Annotated in this window: 1 protein-coding gene; it reads left to right on the top strand. The window is 59.2% G+C overall.

The window, feature by feature from the left end; translation table 11 throughout:
• Window positions 1-250: efflux RND transporter permease subunit (locus tag BK660_RS31385; RefSeq protein ID WP_148057528.1), on the top strand; the 250-nt coding region annotated here is incomplete at both ends.

Here is a 250-nt window from a genome sequence, read left to right on the forward strand (position 1 = left end):
ACGGTGCAGCAGCCCCCGGCTACAGCTCCGGCCAGGCCGAAAAAGCCATCGAGAAACTGCTCAAGGAAGAACTTCCGAACGGCATGACCTACGAGTGGACCGACCTGACCTACCAGCAGATTCTGTCCGGTAACACCGCACTGTTCGTGTTCCCGCTCTGCGTACTGCTGGCGTTCCTGGTACTCGCGGCTCAATACGAAAGCTGGAGCCTGCCACTGGCGGTGATCCTGATCGTACCGATGACCTTGCT

The organism is Pseudomonas brassicacearum (assembly GCF_003732265.1).
Classification (GTDB): Bacteria; Pseudomonadota; Gammaproteobacteria; order Pseudomonadales; family Pseudomonadaceae; genus Aquipseudomonas; species Aquipseudomonas brassicacearum_D.